General features: G+C 36.8%; 4 protein-coding genes. All 4 read left to right on the top strand.

The window, feature by feature from the left end:
* Positions 1-165 precede the first annotated feature (165 nt).
* Entirely contained in the window at positions 166-2262 is a 2097-nt protein-coding gene (locus tag AB3X49_RS05210) for a vWA domain-containing protein (protein ID WP_367960802.1), read from the top strand.
* An 83-nt stretch (positions 2263-2345) separates the two neighbouring features.
* The gene (locus tag AB3X49_RS05205) at positions 2346-5708 is read left to right on the top strand and encodes a tubulin-like doman-containing protein (protein WP_367960800.1); all 3363 of its coding nucleotides are present in this window, start codon (positions 2346-2348) and stop codon (positions 5706-5708) included.
* Between the two features lie 57 nt (positions 5709-5765).
* Positions 5766-5900: a hypothetical protein gene (locus AB3X49_RS05200; RefSeq protein ID WP_002014348.1), complete on the top strand. Its 135-nt coding sequence runs from the start codon at positions 5766-5768 to the stop codon at positions 5898-5900.
* A 73-nt stretch (positions 5901-5973) separates the two neighbouring features.
* A complete protein-coding gene (locus AB3X49_RS05195; protein ID WP_000871335.1) occupies positions 5974-6222 on the top strand; it encodes a DUF1294 domain-containing protein in 249 nt (82 codons plus the stop codon).
* The last annotated feature ends 3 nt before the right edge of the window (positions 6223-6225 follow it).

The raw sequence follows: 6225 nt of genomic DNA, 5'->3' as shown, positions 1-6225 counted from the left end.
ATATAATTGGATAGAAAATGCTAGAAGGAATATTACCAAGTTATATATCTATTTACACAATAAAGTTATGGTTCGTTCGTTGTCCTAAAATACAAGTCATATATCTTGTTTCCCCTCATAAATTTAAACATAGGAATTTGTCTACAAAGGTGGCGAAGCCTCATCATGAAAATTCGAATTTGTGCCACGTTCATGTTGTTTCTATTTATATGTTTACCTTTTTCAGTTTTTGCAAAAGGAGAGGAGGCAAAGGAAAGGGTCGCTTCACTTGTATATGATGATTCGGGCAGCATGAGAAATAACGATCGCTGGAAGTATGCCAATTACGCCTTGCAAAGTTTAGTTGCGCTATTAGATGAGAAAGATAAATTTTCTTACGTTCCAATGAGTAAGCCAAATGATCCGTTAAACATTTCGTTAACAAAGGATCAAAGGCAAACAGAAATTAATGGAATCGGCGCGTGGAAAACATATTTAAATACTCCATTTAGCGCAGTAGAAACGGCGATGCAATCTATAGAGAAGGAAGCAAATATAGATGGGAAACGTGAATTTTGGCTTATTGTATTAACTGACGGGGCATTTAATGATTTGGAGAAAGATAAGATTGGCGGAAAAGAACAAATTACACAGAAGTTAGCACAGTTTAAGAAAGAGATGGATTCTAAAAAGATCTCTTTACACCCAGTCTTAATCACGATGGAAGAGGATTTAGGGCAGCAAGAGAAGCTGCAGTTAAATACGTTTAAAGAGATTTGGAAAAAAGAAATGAATGGAGTTGTCATGCCGTCTAGCGGTGAGGATGGTATTGTACAAAGTGTGAATCAAGTGGCAGCATTAGTTGCAAATCGTGATCCATTTTCTTCTGTTGAATCGATTGTCAAAACGAAAATAGTAGGAAAAAAAGTAGAGATCACAACACCGTTTCCATTAAAGCGTATGACGCTTGTACGACAATCACCTTCTTTGTCTAATTATAAAGTTATGCAACTTTCCAAACCGTTACAATTGCAGTCTTCTTTTTCTATACATGCACCAGGAGAAGCTAAATTATTCGGAAATATAGTGCATGTAAGTACAGCGAACCAGGAAGTGATTAAGCCAGGGACATATACGATAGAAGTGGATCAGGACATTGAGAAAGAGGGATTACAAGTACTTGTTGAACCAGCGCTTAATTATACTGTTTCTACGTACGACAAAGATGATAAAGATAGAAAAAATGTTGAGAAAATGTATGAAGGTGTGACAGCTGTTATTGAAGCGAAACCTACTGAATTACCAATTCAAACTTCTTATTTCGAAGCAGAAGTAGAAATAGACGGAAAGCAGTATCCGATGAAGTGGGATGATAAAAGACATGTGTTTTATTACGAGACAAAGGTTGGTAAAGAGTTAGTACGCGGGAAAGTCCATATGAATATAAAGGGATTTTATAGACAGACGAAAGAATTCAAGATTGAACCAGCTGAAAAACCAAAATTAACACTTCAAGCTGTTACGAAAGATTATGAAGAAAAGGTAACAAATTTAGAAAATAGTAAACCATTTATTTTACAGCCCCAGTTAAATGGTAAACCGATGACAGAAGAGGCTGTAAAGAAACTATTAAAATCTACTGGTGTCACATCGAATCAATCGATCAACTATGAATTAAAACAGCATGGTAGTCAAGTTTATGTTTATCCTCGACCTTATTACTCCGACACATTCAATTTTACAGATACCGGCACCGTAGAGGCTACCATCACGATCAATGATTCAAAATTACAAGAAGTAAAGGAAAAGATCGTACTGCACATTGAAAATGCGCCGTTTTTTGAGAAGTATGCGCTCGTTTTTAAATTTGTAATTCCTATTACTTTATTACTTTTAATAGTAGGAATTATTATTTTAGGATGGATTGTTCGTCCGAGATTTCATCGGAAAGCATTACTATATTACGAATGGGATCAAGAAGTAGCGAAAGATTGGCTTTATCAATCTGAACCAGAGTTACTTAAAAATAAATGGTGGAAGCACTATTTTGGCATTCCATTCCGAGCAGAAAGAAAGACGGTGCAATCTGTAACATTAATAGCGAAAAAAGGATCGAAATCTATATTTGTAGCAAAAGAATCGCAAGTAGTTGGGATGATTATTGATGGGATGTTTATAACAGAGGAAGAGGTAGGAATGGAGCATAAGACGTTGTATCCAAATGAACTTTTAGTAATTGATAGAGGATATGGTAAGGAGATTTACCGGTACGAATGTGAATAGTAGATAGGGTGTAAGAGGGGCGGAGGAGGCCCGGCTCTCTTTATTCTTCTTTTCAAACAAGCAAGAATAGGAAGGTGGTTCACATGACATTACAAGTTCCAACAATTTTAATTGGCTTAGGTGGAATCGGTAGTACTGTCACACATCAAATATATGAAAGATTACCTGAGGAGCGTCGTAAAAAGGTAGCGATGCATGTATTTGATACAGATGTGAATACATTGAGTAAATTTGATCATATTCGGAAGTTTAAGACGCAAACGAGCTCGAGTAAAACACCGAGAGAGTATATTGCGGGAGATCCAACGATTCCAGAGTGGTTTCCGATGGACCCGACTATACTTGATAAACCGTTAACAGAAGGGGCTGGACAGTTACGCGTCATTTCACGGTTAGCGTTACGTGCTGCGATGAAAGAAGATAAACTCACATCGTTTTGGCAAGAAATCGAGAAGATTTTTCCAGTTACAAGTGATCAGACGGAATATGGTGTACGTGTCATTATTGTAACGTCACTAGCCGGCGGAACAGGTTCAGGGATGTTTTTACAAATCGCATTATATTTGCGTGAGATGCTCCGAAAGAAATTGCAGCATCATAACATTTTAATTCGTGGTGCGTTTTTAATGCCAGATGTTTTAGTTAAGACGAGAACGGTTAGTGCGAAAGAGTTTGAAACTGTGCAAGCGAATGGTTATGCATCGTTAAAAGAGTTGCACGCTATTACGCTTGGGTCGACTGGTGAATTATCAAAACGAGGCGGCGTAACGATTGAATTAGAATATCGTCCTGATCAAGTGGATGAAGATGGAAGAACAAACCATACGATAAAGCAGCATCATTTACCGTACAATTATTGTTTCTTATATGATTATGAAAATTTACATGGGCACCATTTGCACAATTTATCGGATTATATGGAGCAAATGGCAAATACGATTTATTTACAGTTATTTAGTCCAATGTCTGCAAATCATTTTGCCCAAGAAGATAATCAAATTCAGCAATTGGCAGAATCGAGTGGGAAAGGGAGATATTGCGGAGCAGGAACGGCAAAACTTATTTATCCGTATGAGCACGTTTTGAAATACTGTGCTTTAAAATGGGCGGTGCAAGGTTTAGATGAATCTTGGCTTCATTTAGATCAACTGTTTCAAGAAAAAAAGCAAAGATACGACCAAGATGTCAAACGTGGTATGCAGCGTGAAAAGCCAGAGCGCGGGAAAAGTTATTTAGAAGACTTAGAGCATCTTGCTACTCGGCCAGAACAAGCTCATATTTTTTATAGACAAATGTACCATGAAACACGTGAAGGGGCAGGGGGTGGTAAGCTCGGTGTTGCAAAATCAAAATTGTTTTTAGATGCTGTAGAGAGTTACGTACACCGTACAGTGCAAAAAGATGAGGAATTAAACCGCCTGCAGCATGAGTGCAAAATATCGGCTGCGAAGCTTAAAATGATGGAACAAATGAAGGGGGAAGTAGCGAGAGTTGATCATGCGGTTCGTTTATATGCTTATGCCATTCCGAGCCGTGTACATGAGCATGTTACTACCCTTTTATATGACATGATCGAATCAGACCGCTTTACACCGAGTGGCTCAGAAGGACAGTCTTACCAATTAAATACATGGTTTTTAAAGAAAACGGATCCAGTTCATCCAGTTGCAGCACGTTTTATGCTGTATGAAATTCGTAAGCAGTTAGTAGAGAAGATGAATCGACTACATGAAAATAATGAACAAAAGCGTAATTTAATTCAAAACTACGATAAGAAATTTAATGTGAGTAATATTGATGGAACTGTAACGGCTGTTCGCCGCGTTGAAATTGCGCAGCAACAAGGCTGGTTTGGAAAAATGATTAATAATCAGCAGCGTTTGTTTAAAAAAGAATTTGAAGATATTGTAACGCAGTACGTACACAAATTAAGTGAGTATCGTAAAGAAATGTTGTTAGAACTCGTGTATCAATCGCTATACCAAGCAGTTGATAAAATGATTCAATATTGGGAAAGATTCTTTGATAATTTATATGAAACACGTGAAAATTTATTGTTTGAAATCCAAAAGCGAAGCAAGGAATTTGAGGGGAAAACGAACCCGACGAATGTATACGTATTAGCTGAAGAGAAATTGCAAGAAAAGATTTGGCAAGATATGCAGCAACATTTAAATTTAGGTGTATTACCGAAAGATATATCGTCCGAAATTTATATGAGCTTGTACGGGGAATATTGTCGTGATGCGAAAGCCGAAGAAATTCAGTCGAAAAAGGTGGAAGACTTCTATCGTGAACATATATTGAGTTATTGTTATGACGAACTTCAAGTGCGCTATCGTGACAAATTAGAGCTTAATATCGTTGAAGCATTGCGAAAAGAAGCAGATTTCAAGAAGCGTGATCGTGATGAATACGTTCGTGAAAAAATTGAAGATCTTTTCCATTTAGCAAGTCCGTTCGTTCCGAAAGTTTCTCATCATAGAGAATTACAATATTGGGGCGTACATCCATCTTTAAAACAAGAATTGCAAGAAGAGTTATTGCAAGAAATGTTTAAAGAAAAAGATACGGTAAACGAGGCGTTTTCACCATTTGAAGTGATTTGTTATCGTGCTCATTACGGATTATCGCTACAAGATTTTCCTAAGCTTTCATCTGGACATATTGCGAATGGTTTTATGAACGATAAAGGTGATTATTTTCAATCGTATTATCGCCGCGTGAACAAATTAAATAGTAAAAAATCTAGTTTGACGCCGCATTTAGATAAATATTGGCACTTACCAGCCTTTATGCCAGACTTGAATGCAACGCAAACGAAGTTAGATTACGACAAATGTAATCGTGCTCTTCTATACGCGTATATGTATCGCTGGATTAGCTTAGTTGCTGTTGATGGACAATTTGTGTATCAATATAATGGTGTCGGCCGTAGCTTTTTAATTCAGTCGATGGGGAAAAATATTTCAAGTGAAAGTTATAAGTTGCACAGAGCATTGCTTCATAATCCGTTTATTTATGAAAACATCTTGTCACGATTTGAAGAAGAACAAGAAAAGGCAATGATACAAGGTGGACATTTATATACACATGCATTTGTATTAGGCGCTCAAGATATAAGATGGCTCCGTAAAGAGAATGTTCATAATATTTTAGATATGATTTTAATGTATGACCGTGAGGCAAAATATGACCCGACGTTAGAAGAAACATCTGATGATTTGTTAAGGCTATTCCTTGATGAAATTGAGCTGTATTTCCAAAACTATTACGGAACAGGTGCAGATATGGTTGCGAAGAAAGAGAAAGAGATGTTTATGAAACAATTGTGGGATCGTTCGTATGCGAAAGGGTATGTGGATCCAAATAGTGCGCCTTATAAAAAATGGCAAAATATATTACATGTTCCCGATGAAGAAGAAGTGCCAAAAACGAATGTATAATGAGTGAAAAGGGAATCCTTAAGAATGACAATACAACTTTAGAAATGAGGGATTCCGATGCCATTTTTAGGAAGTGTATATCAAATATTTGGATTATATCCAGAAATTTATTATGGAATGATTTCAGCGGAAATCGCTGAACAACAAATGGAAGAACAGAAAGAACAAGAAAATCAAGAGACTGAATTATAAAACCATGCAGGCTACTCGCCTGCGTGGTTTTTTCGTGTTACAATAAAGCGAATTTTTTAAGGGAGAGAATAAGATGAAATGGATATACTTTATTATTATTAACGTTATAGCATTTAGTATGATGGGGCTTGATAAGCGAAAAGCAAAGAAAAAACAGTGGAGAACGCCAGAAAGTACGTTGTTTTTATCAGCTGCAGCTGGAGGAGCGGTTGGAGCTTGGATTGGTATGTATATGTTTCATCATAAGACACATAAAAGTAAATTTGTCTTCGGTATTCCAGTGCTCGTTATTATAACAGTAGGAGTGTTTTTATACATATAAAGG

The organism is Bacillus sp. C30, from assembly GCF_040838255.1.
Lineage (GTDB): Bacteria > Bacillota > Bacilli > Bacillales > Bacillaceae_G > Bacillus_A > Bacillus_A mycoides.
This window is presented reverse-complemented; position numbering and strand designations above follow the sequence as displayed.